The 312-nt window shown below is 80.4% G+C and carries 1 pseudogene; it reads right to left on the bottom strand.

Features of this window, described 5'->3' with window-relative positions:
• Nucleotides 1-312: pseudogene (locus KN815_RS49805) on the bottom strand (AAA family ATPase); the annotation flags it as partial.

Here is a 312-nt window from a genome sequence, read left to right on the forward strand (position 1 = left end):
CGCCGCGTCACGGGCCTCGGCGTACGCGGCCCGCAACTCGGCCAGGGCCCGGTCGAGTTCGGCCGCGTCCTCGCCCTCCGCCGTGGCCTGCGCGCCCGCGTGGGCCTCGCGCAGCGCGTTCCGGGTGCGCTCGGCCTCCTCGCGGATCTCCTCGGCGCGCTGGTAGTCCGCCAGCGCGGTCTCCTCCGCCGTACGGTCCACATGCCCGGCCCCGGGCCGGGCCGGGTCCGGGTGCTCGGTCGCCCCGCACACCGCACAGGGCTCTCCCGCGCGCAGCCCGGCCGCCAGCTCGGCGGCGATGCCGCGCAGCCG

This window comes from Streptomyces niphimycinicus, from assembly GCF_018883605.1.
Classification (GTDB): domain Bacteria; phylum Actinomycetota; class Actinomycetes; order Streptomycetales; family Streptomycetaceae; genus Streptomyces; species Streptomyces niphimycinicus.